25 protein-coding genes are annotated in these 26,180 nt (G+C 52.4%); 13 read left to right on the top strand and 12 right to left on the bottom strand.

Going from position 1 to position 26,180, the window contains the following annotated elements; all coding sequences use genetic code 11:
• Nucleotide 1: 1 nt before the first annotated feature.
• The 3 genes from hycC to hycA form a co-directional block, all read right to left on the bottom strand.
• Nucleotides 2-1,828, bottom strand: coding sequence for a formate hydrogenlyase subunit 3 (hycC, locus tag BZK40_RS04390; RefSeq protein ID WP_003825912.1), 1,827 nt, complete (start codon nt 1,826-1,828; stop codon nt 2-4).
• Nucleotides 1,825-2,436, bottom strand: a complete 612-nt coding sequence (hycB, locus tag BZK40_RS04385) for a formate hydrogenlyase subunit HycB (protein ID WP_003825909.1) — start codon at nt 2,434-2,436, stop codon at nt 1,825-1,827. The genes hycC and hycB overlap by 4 nt, the downstream gene beginning before the upstream one ends.
• A 143-nt stretch (nt 2,437-2,579) precedes the next feature.
• Nucleotides 2,580-3,038, bottom strand: a complete 459-nt coding sequence (gene hycA / locus BZK40_RS04380; protein ID WP_079934223.1) for a formate hydrogenlyase regulator HycA — start codon at nt 3,036-3,038, stop codon at nt 2,580-2,582.
• A 198-nt stretch (nt 3,039-3,236) separates the two neighbouring features.
• Here hycA and hypA point away from each other — a divergent pair, with 198 nt between their 5' ends.
• From hypA to BZK40_RS04345, 7 genes are all read left to right on the top strand, one after another.
• Nucleotides 3,237-3,608 carry a hydrogenase maturation nickel metallochaperone HypA gene (gene hypA / locus BZK40_RS04375; RefSeq protein ID WP_008785634.1) on the top strand — a complete coding sequence of 124 codons (372 nt, stop codon included), beginning with the start codon at nt 3,237-3,239 and terminating at the stop codon, nt 3,606-3,608.
• Nucleotides 3,609-3,711: 103 nt separating this feature from the next.
• Nucleotides 3,712-4,584 carry a hydrogenase nickel incorporation protein HypB gene (hypB, locus tag BZK40_RS04370; protein ID WP_003037409.1) on the top strand — a complete coding sequence of 291 codons (873 nt, stop codon included), beginning with the start codon at nt 3,712-3,714 and terminating at the stop codon, nt 4,582-4,584.
• Nucleotides 4,575-4,847, top strand: coding sequence for a hydrogenase 3 maturation protein HypC (hypC, locus tag BZK40_RS04365; protein ID WP_003037411.1), 273 nt, complete (start codon nt 4,575-4,577; stop codon nt 4,845-4,847). The genes hypB and hypC overlap by 10 nt, the downstream gene beginning before the upstream one ends.
• Nucleotides 4,848-5,969 (top strand): hydrogenase formation protein HypD, encoded by a 1,122-nt coding sequence (gene hypD / locus BZK40_RS04360; RefSeq protein WP_003825899.1) that lies wholly within the window; start codon nt 4,848-4,850, stop codon nt 5,967-5,969. It begins immediately after the preceding gene.
• Nucleotides 5,966-6,976, top strand: a complete 1,011-nt coding sequence (gene hypE / locus BZK40_RS04355) for a hydrogenase maturation carbamoyl dehydratase HypE (protein ID WP_032944749.1) — start codon at nt 5,966-5,968, stop codon at nt 6,974-6,976. Before hypD ends, hypE begins: the two co-directional genes overlap by 4 nt.
• A 220-nt stretch (nt 6,977-7,196) precedes the next feature.
• Nucleotides 7,197-9,275: a formate hydrogenlyase transcriptional activator FlhA gene (gene flhA / locus BZK40_RS04350; RefSeq protein WP_032944751.1), complete on the top strand. Its 2,079-nt coding sequence runs from the start codon at nt 7,197-7,199 to the stop codon at nt 9,273-9,275.
• A gap of 44 nt (nt 9,276-9,319) precedes the next feature.
• A complete protein-coding gene (locus tag BZK40_RS04345) occupies nt 9,320-9,748 on the top strand; it encodes a TOBE domain-containing protein (protein WP_003825890.1) in 429 nt (142 codons plus the stop codon).
• A 122-nt stretch (nt 9,749-9,870) separates the two neighbouring features.
• Here the strand turns inward: BZK40_RS04345 and BZK40_RS04340 are convergent, their stop codons facing one another.
• Nucleotides 9,871-10,215: a nitrous oxide-stimulated promoter family protein gene (locus BZK40_RS04340; RefSeq protein ID WP_003825888.1), complete on the bottom strand. Its 345-nt coding sequence runs from the start codon at nt 10,213-10,215 to the stop codon at nt 9,871-9,873.
• 187 nt (nt 10,216-10,402) lie between these two features.
• On the opposite strand from BZK40_RS04340, the gene BZK40_RS04335 reads away from it, so the two are divergent.
• The 6 genes from BZK40_RS04335 (at nt 10,403) to BZK40_RS04310 (ending at nt 16,443) form a co-directional block, all read left to right on the top strand.
• Nucleotides 10,403-11,320, top strand: coding sequence for a metal ABC transporter substrate-binding protein (locus BZK40_RS04335; RefSeq protein ID WP_057068101.1), 918 nt, complete (start codon nt 10,403-10,405; stop codon nt 11,318-11,320).
• Nucleotides 11,317-12,132, top strand: a complete 816-nt coding sequence (sitB, locus tag BZK40_RS04330; RefSeq protein WP_003825870.1) for an iron/manganese ABC transporter ATP-binding protein SitB — start codon at nt 11,317-11,319, stop codon at nt 12,130-12,132. The genes BZK40_RS04335 and sitB overlap by 4 nt, the downstream gene beginning before the upstream one ends.
• A gap of 2 nt (nt 12,133-12,134) precedes the next feature.
• On the top strand, nt 12,135-12,992 hold the full coding sequence (gene sitC, locus BZK40_RS04325; RefSeq protein ID WP_008785642.1) for an iron/manganese ABC transporter permease subunit SitC: 858 nt from the start codon (nt 12,135-12,137) through the stop codon (nt 12,990-12,992).
• Nucleotides 12,989-13,840, top strand: coding sequence for an iron/manganese ABC transporter permease subunit SitD (gene sitD / locus BZK40_RS04320; protein ID WP_032944764.1), 852 nt, complete (start codon nt 12,989-12,991; stop codon nt 13,838-13,840). Before sitC ends, sitD begins: the two co-directional genes overlap by 4 nt.
• A 163-nt stretch (nt 13,841-14,003) precedes the next feature.
• Nucleotides 14,004-14,726: a cysteine hydrolase family protein gene (locus tag BZK40_RS04315; protein WP_079934222.1), complete on the top strand. Its 723-nt coding sequence runs from the start codon at nt 14,004-14,006 to the stop codon at nt 14,724-14,726.
• A gap of 94 nt (nt 14,727-14,820) precedes the next feature.
• The gene (locus BZK40_RS04310; protein ID WP_079934221.1) at nt 14,821-16,443 is read left to right on the top strand and encodes a serine hydrolase; all 1,623 of its coding nucleotides are present in this window, start codon (nt 14,821-14,823) and stop codon (nt 16,441-16,443) included.
• 59 nt (nt 16,444-16,502) lie between these two features.
• Here the strand turns inward: BZK40_RS04310 and BZK40_RS04305 are convergent, their stop codons facing one another.
• From BZK40_RS04305 to BZK40_RS04270, 8 genes are read right to left on the bottom strand one after another with little or no spacing between them, the layout of a single operon-like run.
• On the bottom strand, nt 16,503-16,862 hold the full coding sequence (locus tag BZK40_RS04305) for a hypothetical protein (protein WP_079934220.1): 360 nt from the start codon (nt 16,860-16,862) through the stop codon (nt 16,503-16,505).
• On the bottom strand, nt 16,846-17,370 hold the full coding sequence (locus BZK40_RS04300; RefSeq protein ID WP_008785646.1) for a chemotaxis protein CheW: 525 nt from the start codon (nt 17,368-17,370) through the stop codon (nt 16,846-16,848). The genes BZK40_RS04305 and BZK40_RS04300 overlap by 17 nt, the downstream gene beginning before the upstream one ends.
• 11 nt (nt 17,371-17,381) lie before the next feature.
• Entirely contained in the window at nt 17,382-19,058 is a 1,677-nt protein-coding gene (locus BZK40_RS04295; protein WP_008785647.1) for a diguanylate cyclase, read from the bottom strand.
• A gap of 17 nt (nt 19,059-19,075) precedes the next feature.
• Complete coding sequence (locus BZK40_RS04290) at nt 19,076-19,435, bottom strand: response regulator (protein WP_008785648.1); 360 nt, start codon at nt 19,433-19,435, stop codon at nt 19,076-19,078.
• A gap of 22 nt (nt 19,436-19,457) precedes the next feature.
• Nucleotides 19,458-21,590, bottom strand: coding sequence for a hybrid sensor histidine kinase/response regulator (locus BZK40_RS04285; protein ID WP_079934219.1), 2,133 nt, complete (start codon nt 21,588-21,590; stop codon nt 19,458-19,460).
• An 11-nt stretch (nt 21,591-21,601) separates the two neighbouring features.
• The gene (locus tag BZK40_RS04280; RefSeq protein ID WP_079934218.1) at nt 21,602-23,014 is read right to left on the bottom strand and encodes a CheR family methyltransferase; all 1,413 of its coding nucleotides are present in this window, start codon (nt 23,012-23,014) and stop codon (nt 21,602-21,604) included.
• Nucleotides 23,011-24,078, bottom strand: a complete 1,068-nt coding sequence (locus BZK40_RS04275; RefSeq protein WP_079934217.1) for a chemotaxis protein CheB — start codon at nt 24,076-24,078, stop codon at nt 23,011-23,013. Before BZK40_RS04275 ends, BZK40_RS04280 begins: the two co-directional genes overlap by 4 nt.
• Nucleotides 24,075-26,165, bottom strand: coding sequence for a methyl-accepting chemotaxis protein (locus BZK40_RS04270; protein ID WP_079934216.1), 2,091 nt, complete (start codon nt 26,163-26,165; stop codon nt 24,075-24,077). Before BZK40_RS04270 ends, BZK40_RS04275 begins: the two co-directional genes overlap by 4 nt.
• Between the last annotated feature and the right edge of the window lie 15 nt (nt 26,166-26,180).

Genomic DNA, 26,180 nt, shown 5'->3' with positions numbered 1-26,180 from the left:
CTCAGGCTCCTCGTGAAACCACAATCACCACCAGCACCGCCAGCTCAATCAGCGCCAGGCGACGGAACAGCACCGGTGCAGCCGCATTCTGCCAGCCCGGAACCAGTGATACCGGGTTCAGCCATTTACGCAGTTTGAGTACCGGGGCAAAGGCTTCTTTCACCGGCATGGCAAAACCGTGCGCGGTAATCACCATTGACTGCTCGTGATCGTAACCACACACCCATGCCGCACCGCGTGAACGCGACGGCAGACGGTTGCCTTTGAAAATGGCCATGATGATGAACGGCAGCAGCGGACACGCGATCAGCAGCAGCGTGATCATTGGCTGAGAAACGGTGGTGTTCGCGGTTTCCAACGGCAGCGGAACGGCAGAGGAGATCATCGGCAGCAGCCACGGCGCAGCAACGCCGCCAATCACGCAGCAGATAGCCAGCGCGACGACGCTCACTCCCATCAGGATTGGCGCGCAGCAGGCATTTTCAGCTTCCTTCGTGCGCGGTGCGCCAAGGAACGTAACGCCATAGACTTTCGCCATACACATCACCGCCAGCGCGCCGGTAATTGCCAGCCCTACCGCCAGCAACGGTCCTAACAGGCTACCGACAAATGCGCCGCTATTGCCAAGCTTAAAGAAGGATTGGTAGATAACCCACTCACCGGCAAAACCGTTCAGCGGCGGCAGTGCGGCCATCGCCATCAGACCAACCAGCATCGCCAGCGAGATAACCGGCATACGTTTACCGATACCGCCCAGTTTTTCGATATCACGATGACCGGTACGGAACCAGATGCTGCCGGCACCCAGGAACAGAACGCTTTTGAACAAGCTGTGGTTTACCAGGTGGTACAGACCGCCGGTCAAACCCAGCGCGATCAGCGCCGGTTGATTCAGGGAGATTCCGGTCACGCCAGCGCCCAGACCCAGCAGAATAATGCCGATGTTTTCCAGCGTGTGGTACGCCAGCAGGCGCTGGATGTTGTGTTCCATCAGCGCATACAGACCGCCAACAAACGCGGTGATCATACCCAGCACCAGCAGCGTAATCCCCCACCACAGCGGCGCGTTACCGCCCAGCAGCGACAGGGAGAGAATACCCAGCAGACCAACCTTCATGACGACGGTAGAGAACAGCGCAGCAGCCGGTGCGCTGGCATTGGCGTGTGCCTGTGGCACCCAACCGTGCAGCGGAATAATCCCGGCCAGCAGGCCAAAACCTGCCACGCCCAGCAGCCAGATGTCAGACCCGAGCGGCAGCTCCTGGGTGCGCAGGTCTAGCAGACGCAGCTCCAGCGTGCCGTAACGTTGCCACACCAGGTAGCAGGCGACCGCCAGCAGCAGCGTACCAATACGCCCCAGCGCAAACCACAGTTTGCCTTCTTTACTGCATCCGGTGAGGAACACGGCACACAGCGCCATAATTTCCGCCATCACCACCAGCGTACCGAGGTTGCTGGCAACCACCGCACATACCGCCGCGGCCATCAGCAGATTCACCAGCAGGCCGTTAGCTTTCACCTGAGGATGACGATGCCAGTCAATGTTGTACAGGCTGACAAACAGGCCGCACAGGCCCAGTGTAATCAGCCAGATAGCATTCAGCGGAGTAATTTGCAGACTGTGACCAATAAACGGCATCACGCCGCTCACTGCCAGCGCATTAGTCAGAACGGTAAAACCCGCGGCTGCCGTACACAGGCTGCCGACTGCACCGCCAACCCCAGCAATCCATCCGCTCAGCGATTTATGAAATGAAAACAGAAATGCCAGAACCGCAGCCGCTGTAAACCAGGCTACGCCGCTGTTAATCAGTGAAATTGCGCTCATTTTGCATCCCCACTCTGAGCCTGCTGAAACAAGGTGAGATCGCCGAAATCGGTATTGAAAGTCAGCTCTCGCTTACGTTTGCTGGCGCGGGCGATATCCATGTTGCTCACCAGATGCAGGGCTTTGGTCGGACACATGCGCACGCAGGCAGGACCTTGCTCGTCAAAACTACACAGATCGCATTTCACCGCGATGGCACGAACGCCAGGAACCCAGTCCAACAGCGAACTCACGCGAGCAGGCGCTGGCGGAGCCGGAGGCGCTTTTGGCGTATTGGCGTTTGCCGGAATGTGTAGCGGACGGCTACCGGAAAACTCTATCGCGCCAAACGGACAAGCGATCCCGCACAGTTTGCAGCTTACGCACAGGCTTTCGTTCAGCTGTACGGCGCCATCAACGCGGTTAATGGCATTAACCGGACACACGGTGGCGCAAGGCGCATCTTCACACTGGTGGCAAAGCTGCGGCGCGGATTCTTTTTCATTTAACATCACTTTCAGGCGCGGCATTGACTGCAGGCCATGCTGGCGATGTGTCTCTGAGCAGGCGGCTTCACAGGTGTGGCAGCCAATACAAAGAGTGGAGTCAGCAATTACAAAACGATTCACCAGGCATTCCTCAGGTGATAGTCATTTTTGACGAAAACATGTCTACCAAATGTCATTTCGACATTTTTCGACATGCCCATTCCCTAAAACGTCGTGACGCAGTATGTAGACCGCACCATGACAAAGTGGGCAGCACCCGAGGCTTAAGCCGGGCTTTGTCCCTCAACCAGCTGGCTTAAATTCACCGGCATATTGTTCTCAACCGCGGTGTACAGGCTGTCGTAGACGGTGGCGATTTTTTCGAGATAGTGCTCCAGCACCTGCTCGCGATCGCGGTTGCTAATACGCTCATCGACCTTACCGTCGATAGTCAATTCTGCCTGTGCAATCAGCTGCTTATCATCACCGTCTTTCGTTTCGACGTAGTATTCGATGGTATGGCTGTTAAAGCCGTCCGCCAGCGTGACGTAGATAGTGAAGTGTTCAAAAAGGACGAAGCAGAGATCCTTGTCCGGTGCGCAGCTCATCGCATGATGCAAACGCGCTTTTGACAGGGTGATCCCCTGAACCAGCGAGTTGCAGTAAATACGCCACTGGTCCTGTAGGCGACGATGCCGTTCAGCGATGTAATCGGCTTTTTCGCTTATTTCCCAAATAGTCATGTCAGGTTACCCGTTTAGCAGAGATGAACAGCCTTAAGCACATTTCATGCCAAAATTAAATTACTTAATTTTCATATAGATAAAAAATCAAAGGCGGGTGACGACATGTCATTTCGTCATCGTCGTCATTGTCACGAATGAAAAAAATCAACCTGGCATGCTTATTGCTTTTACTACGGCAACTTCACAGGAGGCGGTATGCACGAAATAACCCTCTGCCAACGGGCACTGGAATTGATTGAACAACAGGCCACGCAACACGGTGCTAAGCGAGTAACTGGGGTCTGGCTCAAAATTGGCGCATTTTCTTGCGTAGAAACCAGCGCTCTCTCCTTTTGTTTTGATCTGGTATGCCGCGGGACCCTTGCAGAAGGTTGTAAACTCCACCTCGAAGAACAAGAAGCCGAATGTTGGTGCGAATCTTGTCAGCAATACGTCACGTTACTGACGCAACGCGTGCGCCGATGCCCGCAATGCAACAGCGATATGCTGAGAATTGTGGCCGATGACGGCTTACAGATTCGACGTATTGAAATAGATGAAACTCCAGCGCCGGATGGCGACGCTTAAGCGTCTTATCCAGCCTACAGAAACAGCTCGTTTGTAGGCCGGATAAGGCAACGCAGCCATCCGGCAACAGATGTATCGCAAGTAAAAAGATCAGGAGTGAGCGATGTGTACGACATGTGGTTGCGCTGAAGGCAACCTATATATAGAGGGTGATGAGCATAATCCCCACTCGGCGTTTCGCAGCGCGCCATTTGCCCCGGCGGCTCGTCCGGCGCTGAATATTACCGGTGTGAAGACCTCAAATTTCACACCGAGCCAGACTGAAGAAGGCGATTTGCACTACGGTCACGGTGAGGCCGGAACCCACGCACCAGGTATGAGCCAACGCCGTATGCTGGAAGTGGAAATTGACGTACTGGACAAAAACAACCGCCTCGCCGAGCGCAACCGTGCCCGCTTTGCGGCCCGTCAGCATCTGGTGCTGAACCTTGTTTCAAGCCCGGGCTCTGGTAAAACTACCCTGCTGACCGAAACGCTGATGAAGCTGAAAGATAGCGTGCCGTGCGCCGTTATTGAAGGTGACCAGCAAACGGTGAACGATGCCGCCCGTATTCGCGCCACAGGCACACCCGCCATTCAGGTCAACACCGGTAAAGGTTGCCACCTTGACGCACAAATGATTGCTGACGCCGCGCCGCGTTTGCCGCTTGACGATAACGGTATTCTGTTCATTGAAAACGTCGGCAACCTGGTCTGCCCGGCCAGCTTCGACCTCGGCGAGCGCCATAAAGTGGCCGTGCTTTCAGTAACCGAAGGTGAAGACAAACCGCTGAAATACCCGCATATGTTTGCCGCCGCATCGCTGATGCTGCTCAACAAAGTGGATCTATTGCCGTACCTCAATTTTGACGTTGAAAAATGCATCGCCAGCGCCCGGGAAGTGAACCCGGGGATTGAGATTATCCTAATTTCCGCCACCAGTGGTGAAGGGATGGATCAATGGCTCTCCTGGCTGGAGACGCAGCGATGTGCATAGGTGTTCCGGGTCAAATCCGCACCATTGATGGCAACCAGGCCAAAGTCGACGTTTGCGGTATTCAGCGCGACGTCGACCTGACGCTGGTCGGTAGCTGTGATGAACATGGTCAACCGCGCCTCGGCCAGTGGGTACTGGTCCACGTCGGTTTTGCCATGAGCATCATTAATGAAGCTGAAGCGCGCGATACGCTCGACGCGCTGCAAAACATGTTTGACGTTGAGCCGGATGTCGGCGCGTTGCTGTACGGCGAGGAAAAATAAATGCGTTTTGTTGACGAATACCGCGCACCAGAACAGGTGATGCAGTTGATAGAGCACCTGTGCGAACGTGCCGCCCACCTCTCCTACACGGCTGAACGCCCGCTGCGGATCATGGAAGTTTGTGGTGGTCATACCCACGCTATCTTCAAATTCGGGCTCGACCAGTTGCTACCGGAAAACGTGGAGTTTATTCATGGTCCGGGTTGCCCGGTTTGCGTTCTGCCGATGGGCAGAATCGACAGCTGTGTAGAAATCGCCAGCCATCCAGAAGTGATTTTCTGCACCTTTGGCGACGCTATGCGCGTCCCGGGTAAGCAAGGCTCCCTGCTGCAAGCCAAGGCGCGCGGTGCGGATATCCGTATTGTCTATTCACCGATGGATGCACTGAAGCTGGCGCAGGAAAACCCAACGCGTAAAGTGGTGTTCTTTGGTCTGGGTTTTGAAACCACAATGCCAACGACCGCTATCACCCTGCAACAGGCAAAGCAGCGTGATGTGCAGAACTTTTACTTTTTCTGCCAGCACATCACGCTTATCCCTACGCTGCGCAGCCTGCTGGAACAGCCGGACAACGGTATCGACGCCTTTTTAGCGCCGGGCCACGTCAGCATGGTGATTGGCACCGACGCCTACAACTTCATTGCTTCAGATTTCCATCGCCCGCTGGTGGTCGCCGGTTTCGAACCGCTTGATCTCCTGCAAGGCGTAGTGATGTTAATTGAGCAGAAAATTGCAGCCCAAAGCCAGGTAGAAAACCAGTACCGCCGCGTGGTACCGGATGCCGGTAACGCGTTAGCGCAACAGGCCATTGCCGAGGTGTTCTGCGTCAATGGTGACAGCGAATGGCGTGGTCTGGGCGTTATCGAATCCTCTGGCGTTCACCTGACGCCGGACTATCAGCGCTTTGATGCCGAAGCACATTTCCAGCCAGCGCCGCAGCAGGTATATGACGATCCGCGCGCGCGTTGTGGGGAAGTGCTGACGGGCAGATGTAAACCACATCAGTGCCCGTTATTTGGCAAAACGTGTAACCCGGAGACCGCGTTTGGCGCCCTGATGGTCTCCTCAGAAGGCGCATGTGCCGCCTGGTATCAGTATCGTCAGCAGGAGTGTGAAGCATGAGCAGCGTACAACTCGCCCACGGTAGCGGCGGTCAGGCTATGCAGCAGTTGATCAACAGTCTGTTTATGGAGGCTTTCGCGAATCCGTGGCTGGCGGAACAAGAAGATCAAGCGCGTCTGGAACTGGCACAACTGGTGGCAGAAGGCGACCGTCTGGCGTTTTCAACTGACAGCTACGTTATCGATCCGTTGTTCTTCCCCGGCGGCAATATCGGCAAGCTGGCCATCTGTGGTACGGCTAACGACGTAGCGGTCAGCGGGGCTATTCCACGCTACCTCTCCTGCGGTTTTATCCTCGAAGAGGGTCTGCCGATGGAGACACTGAAAACCGTTGTTAACAGCATGGCAGCAACCGCGCGCGAAGCAGGCATCGCCATCGTGACTGGCGATACCAAAGTCGTGCAGCGTGGTGCAGCAGACAAGCTGTTCATTAACACTGCCGGAATGGGGGCAATTCCCGCCAACATTCACTGGGGTGCACAGACTCTCAGCGTGGGTGATGTGCTGCTGGTCAGTGGCTCTCTTGGCGATCACGGGGCAACTATCCTTAACCTACGCGAGCAATTGGGTCTGGATGGCGAACTGGTCAGCGACTGCGCGGTGTTAACACCTCTTATCCAGACGCTGCGTGATATTCCTGGCGTGAAGGCGCTTCGTGACGCCACCCGTGGCGGCGTGAATGCGGTCACGCATGAATTTGCCGCAGCATGCGGATTTGGTATTGAGCTGTCGGAAGCTGCTCTGCCCGTGAAGCCAGCGGTGCGTGGCGTTTGCGAGCTGCTGGGTCTGGATGCGCTCAACTTTGCTAACGAAGGCAAGCTGGTGATTGCCGTTGAGCGCCAGGCCGCTGAAACCGTACTTGCCGCACTGCGCGCGCATCCGTTAGGGTGTGATGCCGCAATGATTGGTGAAGTGGTCGAACGCAAAGGTGTTCGTCTTGCCGGACTCTACGGTGTGAAACGAACCCTCGATTTACCACACGCCGAACCATTACCTCGTATATGCTAGCAGCCGGTTGGCAGCATGCTGTAGGCTGGATAAGACGCATTAGCGTCAACATCCGGCGTTAATGCTGCATTATGCCTGATACCGCTTTGCTGATCGGGCCAACGGATTGTATATCCTGGCCAGTTCAGTGGCAGGCCATCCGGCAATAATTTACGACTTATACCTATAATTCATTTACCGTTTTCGCACCGTTCTGCGGTGCTTTCCCTGGAAAAGCAATATGTCGTATACACCGATGAGTGACCTCGGACAGCAAGGCCTGTTCGATATTACTCGTACATTATTACAGCAGCCCGATCTCCCGTCTCTTAGCGAGGCGCTTTCGCAGCTGGTCAAGCGTTCAGCGCTGGCCGACTGCGCGGCTATTGTCTTATGGCAGGCACAAACGCAACGTGCGCGTTATTTTGCAACGCGTGAAAATGGTAAACCCATCGATTATGAAGACGAAACGGTGCTGGCACATGGTCCGGTACGCCGTATTTTGTCTCGCCCTGATGCGTTGCACTGCAACTATCATGAGTTTACGGAAACATGGCCACAATTGGCTTCAGGTGGACTGTATTCTGAATTTGGCCACTACTGCCTGCTGCCACTGGCGGCAGATGGGCGCATCTTTGGCGGTTGCGAATTCATCCGTAACGAAGACCGTCCGTGGAGTGAAAAAGAATATAACCGTCTACAGACCTTCACTCAGATAGTCGGCGTCGTTGCTGAACAAATTCAAAGCAGAGTCAGCAACAACGTCGATTACGATCTGCTGTGTCGTGAGCGTGACAACTTTCGCATCCTGGTCGCCATCACCAATGCCGTGCTCTCCCGACTGGATATTGATGAGCTGGTCAGCGAAGTCGCCAAAGAGATCCACCACTACTTCGACATCGATGCCATCAGCATCGTGTTACGCAGCGATCGCAAAAATAAACTCAGTATCTATTCCACTCACTATCTGGATGAACATCATCCGGCACACGAACAGAGTGAAGTGGACGAAGCGGGAACGCTCTCTGAACGGGTCTTCAAAAGCAAAGAGATGCTGCTGATCAACCTGAGCGAACGTGACATCCTTGCCCCTTACGAACGGATGCTGTTCGAAACCTGGGGCAACCAGCTACAAACCCTGTGTCTGCTACCGCTGATGTCCGGCAATACTATGCTCGGCGTACTCAAGCTGGCACAGTGCGAAGAGAAAGTTTTCACTACCGCCAACCTCAAGCTATTGCGCCAGATTGCCGAGCGTGTGGCAATTGCCGTGGATAACGCCCTTGCCTATCAGGAGATCCACCGCCTGAAGGAACGTCTGGTCGATGAAAACCTGGCGTTGACTGAACAACTCAACAACGTAGAGAGTGAGTTCGGCGAAATCATTGGTCGCAGCGAAGCGATGTACAGCGTACTCAAGCAGGTCGAAATGGTGGCGCAAAGCGACAGCACCGTCTTGATTCTGGGTGAGACCGGAACGGGTAAAGAGCTGATCGCACGAGCCATTCACAACCTGAGCGGACGTAACGCCCGTCGGATGGTGAAGATGAACTGCGCGGCAATGCCTGCCGGATTGCTGGAGAGCGATCTGTTTGGTCATGAGCGCGGCGCGTTTACCGGGGCCAGCACGCAACGTATTGGGCGTTTCGAGCTGGCAGATAAAAGTTCGCTGTTCCTCGATGAAGTTGGCGATATGCCGCTGGAGCTTCAGCCTAAGCTACTGCGCGTTCTGCAAGAGCAGGAATTTGAACGTCTGGGCAGTAATAAGCTGATCCAGACCGACGTGCGCTTGATCGCCGCTACCAACCGCGATCTGAAGAAGATGGTTGCCGATCGCGAATTTCGTAACGATCTATACTACCGGCTGAACGTCTTCCCGATCCATCTGCCGCCGCTGCGTGAGCGCCCGGAAGATATTCCGCTGCTGGTAAAAGCCTTCACCTTTAAAATTGCTCGTCGGATGGGACGCAATATCGACAGTATTCCTGCCGAGGCTCTGCGCACGCTGAGCTGTATGGAATGGCCGGGTAACGTGCGTGAGCTGGAAAACGTGGTAGAACGTGCGGTTCTGCTTACCCGGGGCAACGTACTGCAACTGTCCCTTCCGGATATTGCCCCTTTGACGCCGTCCACGCCTCCGGTGGCAACCGAAGTCGCGCAGGACGGTGAAGATGAATACCAGTTGATTATGCGCGTACTGAAAGAAACCAACGGGGTGGTTGCCGGTCCCAAAGGCGCGGCACAAAGGCTGGGGTTGAAACGTACAACGTTACTCTCACGCATGAAGCGATTAGGCATTGATAAGGATGCACTGGTTTAGCCAGTGTGGCTATACTGGGTGATATCTCAACGAAAGGAGGCAGTATGGCGGTATCAGCACGTAATCAATTAACCGGTACGGTGAGCGCAGTCGCTACGGGCGCAGTGAATGATGAAGTTGAACTGACGCTGGCTGGCGGCGCAAAACTGGTCGCGATTGTAACCCATAGCAGCCAGCAGGCGCTGGGTCTGGCGAAAGGGAAAGAAGCAATTGCCCTGATTAAAGCGCCATGGGTGACGCTGGCAACTGAAGACTGTGGTCTGAAGTTCTCTGCCCGCAACCAGTTTGCTGGCAGTGTTTCCCAGGTCACAGAAGGCGCAGTCAACGCCACGGTACATATCAAAACTGACGCAGGCTTCGAGATTGTTGCCGTCGTCACCAACGAAAGTCAGCAAGAGATGAAACTGAGTCAGGGAAGCCGTGTTGTTGCGCTGATCAAAGCCTCAGCTATTCTGATTGCCACCAAAGCGTAGTCGCCATTCATCACCACATGGCTAAGTTGCCCGATGGCGCAATGCGCATCGGGCCTACGCGACAGATGCACTTATTCTCGTAGGCCAGATAAGGCGCAGCCGCCATCCGGCGCACAGCGACCTTATTTTTTCCGCTGGTACTTCTCGGGTAACTCCGGCACTGGACGTTTGTCATCAATCAGGTGACGTACGGTCAGAATCGGGTGACGCCAGAGCATTCTCGGCCCAGCCCAACGCATAATTTGCTTCATCTCTTCGCGTTTAGCAGGTTGATAACAGTGCACAGGACACTGTTTACAGGCCGGTTTTTCCTCACCAAATACGCACTTGTCGAGGCGCTTTTGCGCATAGGCAAATAACGCATCGTAATGCCCCGGCTCGTCTGAAGCCTGCGGGCACTGGCTCTCGTAGAGCGAAATCATTCTCTGGATCGTCATTTTTTCACGTGCAATGCGTTTGCCGGACATGATGCCTCCACAATTAAGTTGCATAAATAATACACCTTAACAAAGCACAGAACTATTACCTGAAGGTGATACATCCTTAGCACCCTACGCAAATAAGAATTATTTTCATTTGTTTATGCCATGTGCTATATAACATAGCAAAGGCTATATTCGATGATAAATTAACCACTTTGTTGCGAGGGATACTATGCCGCATCTGCCCCATCTGAAGTCATTTCTCCTTGCCAGCGTGTTAACAGCGCTGACGCTGTCACCCGCCTGGGCGAAAGAAAAATTCAAAGTGGTAACCACCTTTACGGTGATTGCCGATATGGCAAGCAATGTAGCAGGTGACGCGGCGGACGTTAGTTCTATCACCAAACCGGGTGCTGAAATTCACGAATATCAACCAACCCCAGGCGATATTAAACGGGCGCAAGGTGCACAGCTTATTCTCTCCAACGGTCTAAACCTCGAACTATGGTTTGCCCGCTTCTACCAAAATTTGTCCGGCGTACCTGAAGTGATGGTCTCAAACGGCGTGCAGCCAATGGGCATCAGCGAAGGGCCGTACAACGGTAAACCAAACCCGCATGCCTGGATGTCAGCAGAGAACGCGCTGATCTACGTGGATAACATTCGCGATGCGCTGATCAAATATGATCCGGACAATGCCGCAACCTACCAGAATAATGCGCAGAATTATAAAGCGAAAATCCAGCAGACCCTGGCGCCACTGCATACAGAACTGGCAAAGCTCCCTGCTGATAAACGCTGGCTGGTCACCAGCGAAGGCGCATTCTCTTATTTAGCTCGTGATAACAATCTCAAGGAGCTGTATCTGTGGCCGATCAATGCCGATCAGCAGGGTACGCCCAAGCAGGTACGCAAGGTTATCGATGCCATCAGAGAGCATCATATCCCGACGGTATTTAGCGAAAGCACCGTGTCCGACAAACCAGCGCGTCAGGTTGCCCGTGAGTCTGGCGCACATTACGGCGGCGTGCTGTATGTCGATTCCCTCAGTGCAGCCGACGGTCCGGTACCGACCTATCTGGATTTACTGCGCGTCACCACGCAAACCATTGTTAACGGCATCAACAAGGGTCTGGAGAGCCAACCATGAGTCACTCTGCGATTACCGTAAATCAGGTTACGGTGACGTATCGCAACGGTCATACCGCATTGCGGGACGCCACTTTTCAGGTTCCGGGCGGCTCAATTGCCGCGCTGGTCGGCGTAAACGGTTCGGGAAAATCAACGCTTTTTAAAGCGCTGATGGGTTTTGTCCGCCTGGCGCAGGGGGAAATCTCAATTCTGCAACAGCCGGTAAATAAGGCGCTCAAACAGAATCTGATCGCCTATGTCCCCCAGTCAGAAGAGGTGGACTGGTCGTTTCCGGTACTGGTGGAAGATGTGGTGATGATGGGACGCTTTGGCCATATGGGCTGGCTGCGTCGACCAAAACAAATTGACCACGCCTGCGTAGATGCGGCGCTGGCGCGAGTTGATATGCTGGATTATCGCCATCGTCAGATAGGTGAACTGTCCGGTGGGCAGAAAAAGCGTGTTTTTCTGGCAAGGGCCATTGCACAGGACGGACAGGTTATTTTACTGGATGAACCCTTTACCGGCGTGGATGTAAAAACCGAGGCCCGGATCATCGACCTGCTGCGTGAACTGCGTGATGAGGGTCGAACCATGCTGGTCTCTACCCATAATTTGGGATCCGTCACCGAGTTTTGTGATTACACGGTGATGATTAAGGGCACGGTGCTGGCAAGTGGACCCACCGAAACCACCTTTACCCCCGAGAATCTCGAACTGGCATTCAGCGGTGTACTGCGTCACGTTGCGCTGAGCGGCGGTGAACAGCACGTAATTACCGATGATGAACGCCCGTTTATTTCGCGACGCACGGCAAACGAGGGGGAATAACCATGAACTGGCTAACGGAGCCGTTTGGCTACCAGTACATGCTCAACGCCATGTGGGTCTCGGCAATGGTCGGCGGCCTGTGTGCGTTTCTCTCCTGCTATCTGATGCTCAAAGGCTGGTCGCTGATTGGCGATGCGCTGTCGCACTCTATCGTGCCGGGCGTGGCAGGCGCTTATATGTTAGGGCTTCCCTTCGCGCTTGGCGCATTCCTTTCCGGCGGACTGGCGGCGGGCAGTATGCTGTTTCTTAATCAACGTTCGCGCCTGAAGGAAGATGCGATTATCGGACTGATTTTTTCGTCTTTTTTCGGTATCGGGCTGTTTATGGTGTCGCTCAATCCGATGTCGGTGAATATTCAGACCATTATTCTCGGCAACGTGCTGGCGATTGCGCCAGAAGATATTCTGCAACTGGCCATCATCGGGGTTATTTCGCTAACCATCCTGTTTTTGAAGTGGAAAGATCTGATGGTGGTTTTTTTTGATGAAAACCACGCGCGCTCTATCGGTCTGAATCCGGGCCGGTTGAAGCTGTTATTTTTTACGCTGCTCTCCGTTTCCACGGTCGCCGCGCTGCAAACCGTCGGCGCATTTCTGGTGATTTGCCTGGTGGTTACGCCCGGTGCAACGGCCTGGCTGCTGACCGATCGTTTTCCACGCCTGCTCACTATCGCCGTAGCTATTGGCAGCCTGACCAGCTTTTTCGGCGCCTGGCTGAGCTACTGGCTGGACGGTGCAACCGGCGGAATTATTGTCGTTCTGCAAACGCTGCTGTTCCTGCTGGCATTTGTCTTCGCGCCAAAACACGGTCTGCTGGCGAATCGCCGCCGCGCCCGTCTGGTGAACAAGGAGTCAGTATGATCTTAACAACGCTGCTGGAACCCTTTCAGTTTGGTTTTATGGTCAATGCGCTGGTCATCTCCACCATTGTCGCCGTGCCCTGCGCGCTGCTGTCTGTATTTTTAGTACTCAAAGGCTGGGCGCTGATGGGCGATGCAATGAGCCACGCGGTTTTCCCGGGAATTGTACTGGCGTGGATTGCGGGCATCCCACTGGCAATTGGCGCATTTATCGCCGGGCTGTTCTGTGCGGTGGCGACGGGTTATCTCGACGATAACAGCCGCATCAAACGCGATACCCTGATGGGAATCGTCTTTTCCGGCATGTTTGGCGCAGGGCTGGTGCTGTACGTCTCTATCCAGTCAGAGGTCCATCTCGATCATATTCTGTTCGGCGATATGCTGGGCGTATCGTTCAGCGACATCATACAAACCGCGGTTATTACGCTTGGGATAGCGCTTATTATTGGGCTTAAGTGGAAAGATCTGCTGCTGCATGCGTTCGACCCGCATCAGGCAAAGGCCAGTGGGCTTAACACTGCACTGCTACATTACGGCCTGCTGTGCATGATCGCCCTGACGATTGTCGCCACGCTAAAATCAGTAGGGATTATTTTGTCGATCTCCTTACTGATTGCGCCTGGCGCCATTGCGATTTTAATGACGCGGAAATTTTCCCACGCCTTGTGGCTGGCGGTGATTATGTCGGTCGTTACCTCGTTTATGGGCGTGTACCTGTCTTTTTTCATCGACAGTGCACCGGCCCCCACCATCGTCGTACTATTTTCGCTACTGTTTGTGATGACCTTTATTTATTCCACCCTGCGCGATCGTCGTTTAGAACGGCGACGCCAGCAATACGACCTCTAACGGAGTGGGCAGTGATATGCCCACTATCGTTATTAGAATACGTAATGACAATATTCCCAGCGTCCTGAACAAATGCCCCGTTCTGAAACCATGCCATATTTACCAGCGCTATTTAATAATCAGATAGTCACTATCACATTAGATAAAAATACAGGTAAATTTTATGAGCAAGATGAGCATGTCAGAAATCTATTCTGAACCAGAGGCCTATGGCTTACCACGCAAAGGTATAACACTTAATAATAAGGAAGCTGCGTTGGTGGTAGTCGATCCACAGATCGATTTTTTAAGTCCTCAGGGTATTGGCTGGGAGGTTTTTAAAGACAGCATTATTGAAAATAATACTGTAGAAAATCTCGAGACGTTGTTCAAAATGGCAAAAGAAGCACAAATGCCTGTTTTTATTTCTCCACATTATTACTTTCCGCACGACCATAAATGGCAATCTACCGCACCGGGAGAAACATTTATGCACGGCACTGGAATGTTCAGTCGTAAAGGTCCACTGACGATGGAGAATTTTGAAAATTCCGGCGCAGACTTTTTACCGCAGTTTAAGCCATATATTTATGATGGCGAAACGGTCATTGCCTCACCGCATAAGATTTTCGGACCAGAAACCAACGACCTGGTACTGCAATTAAGAAAACGCGGTGTCTCACAGGTCATTCTCGCCGGTATGGCTGCCAATCTGTGTATTGAATCCCATATGCGTGAATTGATTGAGCAAGGTTTTGAAGTTGTCGTCGTTAAAGATGCGACAGCGGGTCCGCGCATTCCGGAAGGTGACGGTTATCTCGCCGCTCTAACCAACTACCGCATCATTGCCAATGATTTATGGGACACCAACACCACGGTTGAAAAGGTAAAGGCAGCAGCTAAGTAATAGCTATGAGTACGGTTACCGAGGGTAATTGTATGTACAACATCGCTCATCCATTAGCCATCAAAATAAATTTAATTAAGCGCGGAGCTTTTCCATGAATCTTAAGTTTAAGGTTATTTCGGCATGTATTTTACTTTCCATGTCTGTTTCAGCTACTCAGGTATTGGCCGCTGCCAATACAAATGAGACTACTTACTTAGTTAACCGTGGTGATCCACAATTAAAGGTCAACGGCAAATATATCGATCAGATCATTGCCGAGGTAATGGCGAAAAATAATCTGCCGGGTTTATCCATGGCGATTGTTCAGGCGCCTTATATTCCGCGCTCAGCGGGATACGGTCTGGCAACGGCTGCCAATGATGAGCTTGCTTCCACCAAAACCATGTGGGGAATTGGCCCTATCACGCAAGCTTTTACTGCAGTCGCAGTAATGCAACTGGTAGAGCAAGGTAAATTGGATCTTAATACTCCTGTGAGTGTTTATTTGCCTGGCCTGCCGGAAAGCTGGCATAACATTACGATTCTGGAATTAATGCAGCACTCATCCGGGATCCCTGATTTCAGATCTTTCGGCTATAAACAAGAGCAAAAATATACACCTGCGCAGCTGGTGGATCTTGTTAAAGATAAACCGCTCGAATTTAAAAACGGCACGGATATCAACTCCAGCGCAACTGACTTTATCCTGTTAGGAATGGCTATCGAGAAAGTCAGCGGAATGAGTTACGTAGACTTCGTCAACAAATACCAAATTGCGCCGTTAGGTCTGCAAAGCACCATGTTCGCAAAAGACATGCCAACGAAAGCATTCCTTGATCGCCCGACGCCTGATAAGCAACATAATCAGCATTCGAAATTTAAGTCAGAAATTGACTGGATCAACCCTGTTGAGCCTGCAACAGGTTACGTCGCAGCGGGTGACAAACTGGCGCCTGTCAGCGCGATCGCCACTGATAATCTGTTCGCCTACGGTGGTCTGTGGTCGTCAGCGGAAGACATCAGTAAGTGGGATATCGGTCTTGCCGGCAGCACGCTGGTTAAAGACAAAAAGCTGCGCGACATTATCTATAGCCCGGCAAAACTGAAAAATGGCAAAGTCGTGCCTGCCATGGCCGGCTGGGAATTTACCCACCATCCTGGTTTTCTGGAAATCAAAGGAACCACAGGTGGCTTTAGTGCCTATCTGAGCCGCTTTACCGCCGGTGATGAACTGGTTTGCGTGACAATGCTGACCAACAAAGAAGGCGTAGACATGACTCAGGTGGCTCGTGATATCGCTGAAGCCTATAAAATCGGGCTGGGTTCTGGGTTAAATTCAGAGAAGATCAAAAACCAGGAAAGTAAATTCTCAGTCGATGAGACGGTCTCCCGACTGAAAGCCATTCTGAAAAGCGAAGGCGTTCCGGTATTCACCGAAATTGATCACGAGAAAAATGCCGAGGGCGCGGGAATGAACCTCAGGCCAACGAAAGTCCTGGTATTTGGTAACCCTAAAGTCGGCACAAAACTGATGCAGGATAAACAGGGTGTCGCGCTGGATCTGCCGTTACGTGTCTCCATATGGCAGGATAAGATCGGGCGAGTTTGGGTCGGTTATGAAAACCTGGATGACGTAGCAAAAACCTACGATCTTCAGGACAAGCAGACCATTGATAAGATTGACAACTTTATGACTAAGCTGGTCAGTCGGGCTGTTGATGCTTATATCCAGTAACGGGATTTAGCACTCCCAGCCTTCTCATGCTGCGGGACCGTTAAAGCTCCCGCAGCGTGTCAGCGCCAGCTTAATAGCGGGCTAAACGCCTCACGTCCCACCAGGGCACGAAGCGCAGGCAGATGACAGTTACGCGCCAGAAGCGGAGGTACGGCAAAAATAATGTCGCCGGAGAGCATCACATTCTCAAGTTGTCCCCATAGGTACCAGCCGGTTTCAACGCCACTGTCCGGGACGCGTAAATGCAAATGCCATCCCTCATGCGGCTCATCCGCAATCCCCAGCCACTGGCTAAATCGAGGGATTTCAGGCACAACCTGAGTCACTAACGAACACACACCAACCTGGTTTGCCGGTATATACAACGTTAGCGCTCCCAAAGTAATACGTACCGCCGCCAGATTAGTGGGTGCCGTCATAACCGCTGGTCTCCTGATAACGCTCAAAGACCAGATTCAGATCGAGCAGCGTGTACCAGGTTTCTATCACGTTAACCACCCCCACAGCGATGCTTTGTAACGCCGGGGGCAACGAATCTCCTGGCAAATGAATCTGGCTTTCGGCGACTTCCAACACATCAATCAGTTTATCTATCAGGATCCCACTTTGCATTTTCTCGGCGCATCCAATCAAAATAGTGCGCTTACCTGCCGAATTGACGGTAGGTTTATCGATCAGGCTGTCCAGTCTCATTACCGATTCCACCCGTCCACGATAGTTGATGACCCCTTCAAGCATTGGCGCGCAACAGGGAACCCAGGAGATCGGGCGCTCAGCAAGGATCTCTTTAATTTGCGCCCCATAGAAGGCAAAATTTTTACCCGCCAGTTGAAATAACACCAGCGTGCGCTGGGGTTCATCAACGTTTTCACACTCCGGTTTTTCACCATGGTTCAGCGCAAGAATCTGCTCCAGCTGTTGGCTCATATTGACTCCTTTTACTCGGCAATGCAGAAAGTGTTACGGCCATTTTGTTTCGCGGCATACAGCGCCTGATCGGCACGTTCGCGTAGCGTTTCAATCCGATCGCCAAACTGCCACTGGGCAATACCCGCGCTGAAGGTACTGTGAAAACTGGCGTCGTTAACGGAAAACGTGACCTGCTCGTAATCCCTGCGCAATCGTTCGACCACGCGCGCGGCCTTGTCACTGCTGGTGTTGGGCATAATGATGACAAACTCTTCACCACCATAACGGCCAACGATATCGGTGCTGCGTAAGCGATGGGAGAACAACTGCGAAATACCGACAATTACCTGGTCACCGACCGCATGACCGTAGGTATCGTTAATACTTTTAAAGCGATCCAGGTCCACCATCACCATACAAAACGGGTTGCCGCTGTAGTTCGACTCGGCAATCGCGCTTTTGAGAAAATGGGTGGTCGTTGAGTGGTTATATAACCCGCTCAGACTGTCCTGCGACATGCGTGCACGCAGGACGCGCATTCTTTCCGCGCGAATCGATACGGCGCGGATCAGCTCCTCTGGGTCGCTCTGTTTGAGGATAAAATCCTCCGCGCCGATGCTCATTGCTCCCAACTGCGCATGCTTGTTGGTCTCGCTGGAGAGATAGGCGATAGGCAGGCCAATATGCTGCGGTATTTGGCGAATCAGTTTTGTCAGTTCCTCACCGCTGAACTCCGGCATGTGATAATCCATCAACACCAGATCAATCGGCTGCGCATTCAGTACATGCAGTAGATAGTGAGGTTTTTCCAGCACATGCACTTCCATGCCCGCCATGCGCAGCATCTCCGCGTTGTATTCCGCCACCGCGGGTTCGTCATCAATCAACAATACCTGGTAAGGCTTTTTCAGCGACGGTTGAGTCAGGCGATGAAGTTCCTGGACTAAATCGGTGATAGACGCAGGTTTTACGTAGTAGCCATCGCAGCCAGATTTGATGGCGTTGACGCGGGCATTGAAATCGCTATGACACGAGAGAAACAGCACAGGGAAAGGTTTGCCCACTTTTTGTTTCAAATCCGACATTGCCAGCGGTCCACCGTAGGCGTTGTCCGGAAAGCTAACATCCATAATCACCACGGCAGGCGGTTGCGACAATACGGCCTGAGTGAAATCCTGCGTGTTCGCGAACACATGGCAGGTAAAACCAAAACAGCGCAGTTGGGTCGCGAGAAGCTCGACCTGGTCAATATCATCATCACACAGGTAGATAGGCTTACTGGCCCGCCGAACATATCCCTCTTCCGGGCGCTGTGCGGCGATCGGTAATGTGAACTCCGTATCGCTGATACGATGTTCAAGATTGAGCTGCTCCTGAGTCAGGGTGTACAACCACCTGATGATTCGCCGCAGCTCATCGTAATGCAATGTGCTTTGCTCTGTTTCCGGCTCTGTTAGTAAACGCTCACCTTCTGCTGAGGCATTCGCCAGCGGGCTAAAGCCAAAGGACCCTGCCGAACCGTGAATACTGTGCAGCAGGATGTGTAGCTGTTTGCGACAGGCTTCGCTAGGCTCTGCGACCAGTTGAACGAGTAATCTTTCCGCTTGTGCCAGCATGTCGGGAATTCGGCGTAGAAACCCCTGCCGTAAACGCGCTATTTTTTCCTGCGCTGCCGCCATCGCTATATGCTTATTTTCTTGTTTCATCAAACACGTAGGCTTATTCAGTTAATCGCAGATGGTTGCAGTAGCGCATTGACAGCAGCCCCCAGATTTTCCGCGAGGTTTTCATCTTTTTTCACCCAACGGTCGTACAGAGCGTCGCTGCCCGTTACTTCATTGGCACTCAGTAAAATAAAAGGCTTAGCCCAATCCTGAGCGCGTAACAGCGCCAGCAAATCCAACCCACTGATCTCTGGCATATGCAGATCGCTAATCACCAGGTCGATGTTGTTATCCGAGTCCAGGCACGCCAGGGCGGAAATCGCGCTTTCCACAATCACCACATCGTAGCCGTCCATTTGCAAAAATATGGATGCCAGTTCAGCCGCAAAAAGATCATCATCAACTAATAAAATTCGCATTTTCTCTCTCGATTTTGCGCCATCAGCACAAAAGCATTTTTAATGTTTTTATCAAACTGTCCTGCTCGAAATCGCCCTTGGCGATGTAGGCATCCGCACCCACCTGAATCCCCCGTCGCCGGTCCTCTTCCTTCGCGCGGGACGTCACGATGATGATTGGCGTATGCTGGTAGTTTTTCTCCCCACGCAACGATTTGGTGAAGGTGAAACCATCCATAAACGGCATTTCGACATCCGTCAGTACGGCATCAAACTGGGTCAGTTTCGCTTTTTGCAGCCCCGACAGCCCGTCTTCTGCCAGAGTCACCTGATAGCCGTGCGCTTCCAGCACGTTCTTTTCTATCTCACGGGTATTCAGTGAGTCATCGACCACCAACACATGCCAGGCATCCTGCGTTACGCTCGTGGCGGGCGCTGGTGTACTGGTTTGCCGTGATTGTTGCGCCATCGCCATCAGCGCGGGAACGTGCAGGATGCTGACCAGTTGGTTATCCGGTGTTTGTACCATCCCGGAGACCAGCGACTGCTGTTGCATATGCTTCGGTAACGGTTTGATCATCATCTTGCGTTCATCGAGGAGCTTATCCACTTGCAGCGCCATTTTGCTGTACTGGTTCTGCACCACGATTAATCGCTGTCCGGGCGTTGAAAAGCTGCTCTGGCGTTCATGAATGCCCAGCAAGCTACCTACGCAAACCACCGGGATAAACTCGTTATGCAAGATAATTGCAGGACGTCCGGCGATATCGCTGATCCCCTGTGTCGTGCATTCCACCACCTCAACCACATACTGCGCAGCCAGTCCAAAAAGGTGCCCCTGCTCTTCAAATTGCAAAATCCGCATCATGGTTAACGAAACAGGCAACCGCAGGTTAAAGCTGGTTCCGACTCCCGGACGGCTATAAACCTGCAAATCGCCTTGCAGGTCGGTCACCACCGTTTTGCGCACCACATCAAGACCAACGCCGCGACCAGAAAGCTCGGAGACTATCTTGCTGGTCGAAAAGCCGGGATGAAAAATCAGCTCATTACATTCTTGCTCGGAGAGCTGCCCGACCATTGAAGCGGGAACCAGACCTTTACTGACCGCCTTCGCGCTGATGGCCTCATAGTTCAGACCACGGCCATCATCTTCGATACGCAGTAGTATCCCGCTGCCGTCCTGCTGAGTAGTGATGGTAATCGTGCCGCGAGTGGATTTACCGAGCGCCAGACGTTCATCGATCTCACCAATCCCGTGATCAACGGCATTACGCAGTAGATGTGTCAGCGACTCTGAAAGCCGATCAATGAGCTGGCGGTCGATTTCCACTTCTCCGCCAACAAAGCGGCACACCACCTGCTTGTTCAGTGTGGAAGCCAGTTCGCTGACCTGCAGCGAAATGGGTTCAAACAACGTTGAAAGTGGCAGCATACGGATCCGCGCCGCCACATCGTATAGTTCAAACATCTGCAAATGCTGGAGCTGAACGCTTTCTTTTAACTGGGCACTAAAGTCGTGGATCTGCTGGCGAAGCTGTTCAGCGCTTAATCCCGGTAACCGTGGTACTAGTTGACTCAGGTTTTGTATCTGCTGTTCCAGGCGATCATGTCCGGCGAGCACCTCCCCCAGAATGTCGATCAGGCCATCGAGCTTATTCAGCTTTACCCGAACGAAATCCGCCTGCTTAATTCCGGCATCCATGCTGGAAGGTGTCGCAGGCGCAGGGACTACCGGTTTTTCTGTTGCCCCGGCAGTTTCGACAGTCAGCGTGATATCCTCTCCCCGACTGGCGCGGGCAAGGCGTTCGCACAGCCCGGCATCCGCCGGTGGCAATTGATTATCCCCTTCGCTGACAAAAAGCTGGGTAAGCTGACCAGAAAGGTACTCCACAGACTCATGGATCAGATTGCCCAGCGCCCTGTCCGGCGTCAGTTTGTTATCACGTAGTTCACTCAATACATCTTCAAGATGATGCGTGACATCGGCAATACTTTGCAGCTTCAGCATCCGCGCGCCCCCTTTCAGGGTATGCGCAGCGCGAAACATCTCACCTATCCAGGCGTCGGTATGTTCATCAGCGGAGAGGAGAAACGCCCCTTCGCTGATCGTCTGCAAATGACCTCTCCCTTCATCAATAAAGCGCAGAACGAATTTTTTCAGATCGATAGCCATAATCGCTCTTATTAGCCACTTTGATGGGCGAATTGCGCCAGTTGATGTTCACACAGGAAACGAAACGTATTGCCAGGAAATACCATTGGCAAACGCAGACGACAAACCGAGGACGGATTGTTTATCTCGTCGTTCAGTAACTGCATCACCACACGATAAGTCCGTTGAGCAGGCTGGTATAACTCGCTTTGCCGGTACATTTCAGCCAGATAATAGTGCGCAGGCCAGTAGCCGGGTTCCTGATAAACCACCTGTTTGAACCAGGCGATGGCCTGCTGGGTCTGGTGTTGCCACATCATCGCCAGTCCGAGCAGCATTTTGGCCTCTGCCGACCACTCATCCTGGGCGAGGATCTGCTGTGCGTTTCCGGCTGTTTGAGAAAACTCACGCTGTTCGAGGGCAATAACGCCCTGGATCAAAAGCGCATCCTGATTACGGGGATCGTCACGTAATACACAGGCGATACATTTTTCAGCTTCAGAAAAACATTTTTCATCGAGGCTGGCGCGTGCTTTCTTCAACCAGTCATTACTCTGCTGCGCCGTGGGCACCAGAGGAACCTGTTCAACTACCGCTCTCGACTGCGGAATGCGCACCGCAACTCTGGGGACAGGCACAACCCTTGCCGCTTCACGATGGTGGCAAAAATAGAAAATCCCCTCTTCCTGCTCCAGCTTCAGAATGTCGAAATTGTTAGCCAGCGTTTCCGCATTGCCAAAAAATAAGGCTCCCTGCGGTTGCAACATCTTCAGCAAATTACCGTGCAGCTCGCGACGCGTTGGCGTATCAAAATAGATGGACACATTGCGCAGCAAAATGATGTCCACTTCCGGCAGTAACTGTTCTTTTATAATGTTGGTGCGATGGAAGGAGACCTTCTCACGGATCTCATCATGCAGTCGGTAGAGGTTTCCCGAGCGGGTAAAATAGCGTTGCTGAATACTCGGGTCGACGCCGCGAAACGAGTAGCTTGAATAGCAGGCGTTGCGGGCTTTTGCCAGGATTGCCGGGTCAATATCACAGCCGTAAATTTCAATGCGCTGGGCCATTCCGCCAAGGTATTTCTCATGCAGCTTGATCGCCAACGAGTAGGCTTCCTCTCCGGAAGAGCATCCGGCACTCAGAATTCGCACCGGGCCGCTGCGCTGTTGCAACAGACGCGGGATCCATTTATCGCAGATTAAATCCAGCGTATCGCTTTCACGGAAAAAATAGGTTTCGTTAATCGTAATCAGCGTGATGAAACTATCAAACTCATTCTGCGAGCTACGCAGTTGTTCATAGTATTCATAGTAATCATTGATTTTTCGCTCGGACATTCGCCGACCCAGCGCCGTTTTCAGCAATGCTTCCATGGCATTATCGAAGTGCAAACCGACCCGTTCTTTGATCAGGCGCGCATAGTCAGGAAGATTAGGGATCATGGCAATTTACTCTCAACATGCCCGTGGCAAGCCATCGAAAGCAGTACCGCAGCAAGGCCATCCAGAGGGATCGTGCGGTGTATCAGTTGCTTGTCGATCGCGTTCTTATTCATACCGAATACCACCGAACTTTCTTCGTCCTGCGCCAGCGTTGTTCCGCCACGGCGGACAATAAGCTCAATGCCGCGGCAGCCATCGCTGCCCATGCCGGTCATAATCAGTCCGACGGCTTTTTCGCGAAACACCTCAGCCACCGACTCCAGCAACAGGTTGCAACTGGGATGGTAAACGTCGCTTTCCTGTCTTGGGATCGCCGCTAAACGCTGGTTGCTTTTGACGATCAGGTGCTGCTCCGGTGGCAATATATACACATACCCCGCTTCCACCCGATCGTCCTCCTGCGCCAGTCGCACCTTCAGATCGGTCACGCTATCCAGCCAATGCACCATATTTTTCGCGAAGCCATCGGCAATATGTTGGGCAATAAGTACCGGGCACGGGAACGTACCGGGCAGCTCCTGTAACAGCTTACTGAGCGCCTGCGGCCCGCCCGTCGAACAGGCAATCGCCAGCACAAAAGGCCAGTCCTGTGGCGTTTTTACAACGTCTGTCATCGGTCGTACAGTGGGGATTACTGGTTCGCTTGGATAGCGTAATCCCTTGATATGTCGAATGACTTTTACACCGACCAATAATTCTACTTTACGATGCAAAGCATCCGTTGAGAGTGGTGAATCACTGCTATGGTGCAACACCGCTAACGCACCACGGGAAATGTAATCATCATCCCATTGATTCTCTGGACAAAATCTCATGACAAGGATCGGGATTGCGCTGGTTGCCATGATCGTTTCCACGATCTCGACGTTATCGGCGCTCGAAATATCCAGCGTCAGAATCAGCAGGTCCGGCATCAGCTGTTGCAACAGTCGGATCGCCTGCCTGCGATGGGCTGCTTGCCCCACCACCTTAATGTGCGGGTGATCCTCCAGTTGCCTGACCAGCTCATTACGCGATGCGCTGCCCAGGTCGAGGATCAGCACCCGAATGTTGCTGCTATTCATGCATCTGTTTCCGTCAGTGTGAATGAGGACGAAGCCTCTTTCAGCGCTTTCGACAGTTGTGTCATATCCTGACTGACAACCAGAATGTCTTTGATAGATTGCGAGGTATAGTTACTGGCAACAACGATCTCACGTAGCGCCATGACCACCTGATTACTCGCCGTTTTCTGTTGCTGTGTTGAAAGCGATATTTGCAGCGCCGCCGTCGAAGTTTGCTCAGCCGTAACAACGATATCGTTCAGATGTTCAGCACTGACTTTACAGGCTATTGCGCCTGCTTTAATGCTCTCACCGCCTTTTTCCGCGTTCAGCACCAGACGATTAATCGCGTTTTGGATCTCACTGATCTTATTTTCAATTTCAACCGTCGATTCCGTCACCGAATCAGCCAGACGGCGGATTTCAGCTGCCACCACCGAGAAACGCTTACCGGCTTCCCCGGCGCTGGCAGCTTCGAGCGCTGCGTTAAAGGCGATAAGTTTCGTCTGATCCGCGACGCTGTTAATGATCACCATCACGCGACTGATTTCCGTCGACTTATTACCGAGCATCATGATTTCACGCATATTTTGCTGATTGTCGGTATCAATATCCGTCATACGCATCAGCAATTGCGACATCGACTCGGAGCCTTTATTGCAATCCTCGAGCGTCTGGTTGGCAATATCCACAACCGCCCGTGAGTGTTCGGCTATCTGTGTCGATGAGGCAGACAGTTCTTCCATGGTGGAGGTAATTTCAGCCACTGAAGATGAGGTTTCCACGCTGGTTGATGCCTGCCCATCGACCGCTTCGGTAATATGCAAAGATGCCTGATGTACCGAATTTGCATGAGAAACCATACCGCCTACCAACGAGTGCAGACGCTGACGCATCATCTCCACCGCACTCAGCAGTTCGCCGATCTCATCGTGGTGATCGACCTGAACATCCACCGTTAAGTCGCCTTCGGCAATGGTTTGTGCAATCCCCAGGACACGGTTTAAGCGCCGGGAAATCAGGAAACGGCTGGCCACAGCAATCAGCAGTAAAATGATGGGCAGCAGCAGCGCGGTAAACAGCAGCAGACCGTTACGCACCAGATTGCTGCTCTTGGCGACATCATCAACATAGTTGGTGGTGGCGATTATCCAGTTTATCCCTTCAACGTATTCATAAACGGCAACTTTGGTCTTCGGCAATGCCCCATAACCGCTCACCCAGTTGTAGTAAGTGATGCCATTCTTGTGTTCGAGCATGTCGGCAAACAGCTTAAAACCATTGGCATCGGTAATATTAATTGCCTGCTGGTTGCTCAACGAGGGGTGGACCAACATACGACCAGGTTCAAATCCGGCATCCAGCACATAGGCGTAGCCATCTTTACCAATATGCACATTCAACAAACGCTGAATGATCGGTTGCAAACTCTGTTTGACGTCGAAACCCACCGCGACGGCCCCCACGACCTGACCATATTTGTCGGCAATCGGTTCGTAGTGACTAATAAACTGTTTACCGAACAGTGTGACCACACCGGAAAAGGGTTTATTTTTCAAAAGCAGCGGCAACGCAGGATTATCATGCCCTAGCGCTGTTGCTGTTGCCGTATTGCCTGAACTCGCCAGTAACGTACTGCTGACACGTACAAATTGCTCGCCTTGCAGAATAAACGTACTGGCAAATACGCTGGTTAACTCGGTGAAATGTGAGTTAGTATTCGGGTTGCTCAGCACCGTTTTTAATTCAGTAGAGTCCATATAACGCAGCGGTTTATTGGCAACGTTTTGATAATTATTAATATAAACATTGCTGTAATGTTCCGCATCGCGAGTCACGCGCTGAAACTCGTTAGAAATACTGTTGCGGAATATCCGCGTGTTGGTTTTAATCATCTCCAGCGCATTGACCTGCAATTCTCTGGAAAGATAAGACGATAATATAAAAGAGGCGCCAATCAGCAACGTTGCGATACAAACAACCAAAATCATACCGAGCTTCATCGCCACACCGGGATGGATGTTGTGCAGCCAGGACAATAGTCGAGCGCGCGGTCCCTCACTGGTGGTATTCGCCGTTCGATTTTTTACTTTAATAATGTCACTCATGATTTTTATTCTCTA

Source organism: Citrobacter portucalensis (assembly GCF_002042885.1).
GTDB classification, from domain to species: Bacteria; Pseudomonadota; Gammaproteobacteria; order Enterobacterales; family Enterobacteriaceae; genus Citrobacter; species Citrobacter portucalensis.
The sequence above is the reverse complement of the archived record's forward strand: the minus strand, read 5'-3'. Positions and strand labels throughout refer to the sequence as shown.

Excerpts from the sequence above, each read along its gene's own strand:
- BZK40_RS04295 (WP_008785647.1), bottom strand. The coding sequence starts at position 19,058 with ATGAAACAAGAAAATAAGCATATAGCGATGGCGGCAGCGCAGGAAAAA.
- BZK40_RS04280 (WP_079934218.1), bottom strand. The coding sequence starts at position 23,014 with ATGATCCCTAATCTTCCTGACTATGCGCGCCTGATCAAAGAACGGGTC.
- hypE (WP_032944749.1), top strand. The coding sequence starts at position 5,966 with ATGAGCAGCGTACAACTCGCCCACGGTAGCGGCGGTCAGGCTATGCAG.
- hycA (WP_079934223.1), bottom strand. The coding sequence starts at position 3,038 with ATGACTATTTGGGAAATAAGCGAAAAAGCCGATTACATCGCTGAACGG.
- sitB (WP_003825870.1), top strand. The coding sequence starts at position 11,317 with ATGAGTCACTCTGCGATTACCGTAAATCAGGTTACGGTGACGTATCGC.
- BZK40_RS04275 (WP_079934217.1), bottom strand. The coding sequence starts at position 24,078 with ATGAATAGCAGCAACATTCGGGTGCTGATCCTCGACCTGGGCAGCGCA.
- BZK40_RS04285 (WP_079934219.1), bottom strand. The coding sequence starts at position 21,590 with ATGGCTATCGATCTGAAAAAATTCGTTCTGCGCTTTATTGATGAAGGG.
- BZK40_RS04270 (WP_079934216.1), bottom strand. The coding sequence starts at position 26,165 with ATGAGTGACATTATTAAAGTAAAAAATCGAACGGCGAATACCACCAGT.
- hypB (WP_003037409.1), top strand. The coding sequence starts at position 3,712 with ATGTGTACGACATGTGGTTGCGCTGAAGGCAACCTATATATAGAGGGT.
- hypA (WP_008785634.1), top strand. The coding sequence starts at position 3,237 with ATGCACGAAATAACCCTCTGCCAACGGGCACTGGAATTGATTGAACAA.
- hypD (WP_003825899.1), top strand. The coding sequence starts at position 4,848 with ATGCGTTTTGTTGACGAATACCGCGCACCAGAACAGGTGATGCAGTTG.
- BZK40_RS04305 (WP_079934220.1), bottom strand. The coding sequence starts at position 16,862 with ATGACGGCACCCACTAATCTGGCGGCGGTACGTATTACTTTGGGAGCG.
- BZK40_RS04345 (WP_003825890.1), top strand. The coding sequence starts at position 9,320 with ATGGCGGTATCAGCACGTAATCAATTAACCGGTACGGTGAGCGCAGTC.
- BZK40_RS04335 (WP_057068101.1), top strand. The coding sequence starts at position 10,403 with ATGCCGCATCTGCCCCATCTGAAGTCATTTCTCCTTGCCAGCGTGTTA.
- sitC (WP_008785642.1), top strand. The coding sequence starts at position 12,135 with ATGAACTGGCTAACGGAGCCGTTTGGCTACCAGTACATGCTCAACGCC.
- sitD (WP_032944764.1), top strand. The coding sequence starts at position 12,989 with ATGATCTTAACAACGCTGCTGGAACCCTTTCAGTTTGGTTTTATGGTC.
- BZK40_RS04290 (WP_008785648.1), bottom strand. The coding sequence starts at position 19,435 with ATGCGAATTTTATTAGTTGATGATGATCTTTTTGCGGCTGAACTGGCA.
- hycC (WP_003825912.1), bottom strand. The coding sequence starts at position 1,828 with ATGAGCGCAATTTCACTGATTAACAGCGGCGTAGCCTGGTTTACAGCG.
- hypC (WP_003037411.1), top strand. The coding sequence starts at position 4,575 with ATGTGCATAGGTGTTCCGGGTCAAATCCGCACCATTGATGGCAACCAG.
- flhA (WP_032944751.1), top strand. The coding sequence starts at position 7,197 with ATGTCGTATACACCGATGAGTGACCTCGGACAGCAAGGCCTGTTCGAT.
- BZK40_RS04300 (WP_008785646.1), bottom strand. The coding sequence starts at position 17,370 with ATGAGCCAACAGCTGGAGCAGATTCTTGCGCTGAACCATGGTGAAAAA.
- BZK40_RS04340 (WP_003825888.1), bottom strand. The coding sequence starts at position 10,215 with ATGTCCGGCAAACGCATTGCACGTGAAAAAATGACGATCCAGAGAATG.
- BZK40_RS04315 (WP_079934222.1), top strand. The coding sequence starts at position 14,004 with ATGAGCAAGATGAGCATGTCAGAAATCTATTCTGAACCAGAGGCCTAT.
- BZK40_RS04310 (WP_079934221.1), top strand. The coding sequence starts at position 14,821 with ATGAATCTTAAGTTTAAGGTTATTTCGGCATGTATTTTACTTTCCATG.